Raw genomic sequence first — 2,472 nt, forward strand, 5'->3', positions numbered from 1 at the left:
ATCAAATACGGTTTTCACGCCCATGCTTTCCAAGCATGCCGCCAATGTTTTCAGGTTGTCCGATGGTTCGGGATAAGTTTGGCAGGTAATGAGTGCCAAAACGGTTTGCTCGGTCATGGTTGCCGCCTCATTGCTAAAACCAAAATTATATAGCGAAATCAAACCAAAAGATTTTTCAGACGGCCTGATACATGAGGCCGATTCTGATAAAATGGTTTCCCCTTTTTCGTCGGAACATGCTCATGAAATCTGCTCACGTCCTTGTCTGGTTCCGCCGCAACCTCCGCCTGCATGACAATGCCGCGCTTAATGCCGCCGTTGCAAGCGGTTTGCCCATCACCTGCGTCTGGGTCAGCCAAAGACCGTCTGAAAACCACAATCCGCGTCAAAGCCTGTTCCATTATCAAGCCGCACAAGAACTGCATACCCGTCTGGCGGCACACCATATTCCCTTATATGTCGTCGCTTCCGACGAAGACCTCCTCCCCTTGGCTGCTGCGCTTAATGCCCATACCGTCATCACAGACGAAGCCTACACCGAAGCCGAAATCCGCCAAGACAACCACCTCTGGCACAATTTCGACCAAGCAGGCATTGCCCTGCAACACGCCAACGACCGCGGCATTTTGGCCAAATCCCCCCTCATGGATGCCAACGGCCTGCCCTACACCGATTTTGCCGCCTATAAACAAGCATGGTTGCAGGCTTATTCAGGACAAAGGCCGTCTGAAACCAAATTGCCTGTTCAAATCGGACAAAACGTTCCACTGTTTCCAGCCCATACCGGCGCAGTATTGCCTGCCTATCAGCAGAGCGGCGAAACCGCAGCCTTAACGCAATGGCACGCGTTCAAACAGAATTTGGTTCACTACCCGATTACCCAAAATTTTCCGGCACGAAAAAACACCAGCCTCCTCAATGCCTACCTGTCCGCAGGCTGCATTTCCCCGCGCCTGCTGGCTGCCGAAAGCTTGGCAAACCGACATTTCGAGTGGCTGGACAAGCTCATTTTCCGCGACTACTGCTACCAGCTCGCCTACCACCGCCGCCTGCCCGAAACAACCGATGCCGCCCCGGTACGCGAATACTGGCGACACGGCCAAACCGGCGTGCCCATCATCGACGCCTCCATCCGCGGCCTCGAAGCCACCGGCCACTTACACCCCGTTCTCCAGCAGCTGTGCGCCCACTATTTCTGCCATGCCCTCAACTTCGACCCCAACCAAGGCATCGCGTGGACAGCCTCCGTCCAAACTGGCACCGACCCTGCGCTCAACCAAGCCAACTGGCACCTTGCCGCCCAAGACACGGCCACCGTCCGCTATGCCCACCGTTCGCACCAAATCGACCCCGACGGCAGCTACATCCGCAGTTACCTCCCCGAATTGGCGCACCTGCCGTCCACCCTCATCCACACGCCGTGGGCCGCCGCCGACGACATCGACACACACGGCTATCCCTTTCCCAAGGCCGTCTGAAACCTACGTTCACACCAAAAAACCACACTAAATACAGCTAAAAAACGTTCAAACAAAATATTTTGGTTTCAGACGGCCAAACAGATTGAATAGCCAAGATTTACACGGTAAACTTACGTCATTAAAAAATTTTATTATTTCATTACAATGAAACCCGCATTCGACATAAAAACGTCACGTTTGGACGTCTTATCCATCCATCTGCACACCGCAGATCTAACCGAATTGGAAGAATTCCTGCGCCAACTGGCAGGCCAGTCCCAAGACGAATTCGTTCCCTTTATTTTAGACGTACAAGATTTCGACCACCCCGAATCCATCGATTTGGGCGGCATGATTTCCCTGTTTGCCCGTTACGGCATGCAAATCTTAGGGCTGCACCACACCAGCGACACATGGGCGGCGGCGGCGGCGCGTTACCACTTGGTCTTCAAACAAGGCAACGCCACCCAGGCAGCCGACACACAGGCAGCGCCCACCCCGCGCCAAGCACCGCAGCCGCAAGACGTACAGGCCACCGTCATCAACAATCCGACCGTATTGGTCAGCACGCCCGTGCGTACCGGCCAGCAGGTGTACGCTGAAAACGGCGACCTCATCGTTACCGGCATCGTCAGCCAAGGTGCAGAACTTATCGCCGACGGCAACATCCATATTTACGCCCCCATGCGCGGCAGAGCGTTGGCCGGAGCAAAAGGCAACACCAACGCGCGCATCTTCATCCATTCCATGCAGGCCGAGTTAGTCTCCGTTGCCGGCATCTACCGCAACTTCGAGCAAGACCTGCCCGAGCATCTGCACAAAAAACCCGTACAAGTATCATTGCAAGACAACCGACTGGTTATCAGCGCAATCGACGCCGAATAAACATCAGTACTTAAAAAGGAAATATCGTGTCCAAAATCATCGTAGTAACTTCAGGTAAAGGCGGCGTAGGCAAGACCACTACCAGCGCCAGCATCGCAACCGGCCTGGCCCTGCGCGGCCACAAAAC

General features: G+C 54.5%; 3 protein-coding genes. All 3 read left to right on the forward strand.

From position 1 onward, the window contains the following. The first annotated feature begins 242 nt into the window (after positions 1-242). Positions 243-1,478: an FAD-binding domain-containing protein gene (locus tag ACTHS3_RS03150; RefSeq protein WP_065422610.1), complete on the forward strand. Its 1,236-nt coding sequence runs from the start codon at positions 243-245 to the stop codon at positions 1,476-1,478. 147 nt (positions 1,479-1,625) lie between these two features. Next, a complete protein-coding gene (gene minC / locus ACTHS3_RS03155; RefSeq protein WP_003749320.1) occupies positions 1,626-2,345 on the forward strand; it encodes a septum site-determining protein MinC in 720 nt (239 codons plus the stop codon). A 26-nt stretch (positions 2,346-2,371) separates the two neighbouring features. Next, positions 2,372-2,472: P-loop NTPase (locus ACTHS3_RS03160; protein ID WP_440367148.1), on the forward strand; the 101-nt coding region annotated here is incomplete at its 3' end.

Source organism: Neisseria sp. P0009.S007 (assembly GCF_051962515.1).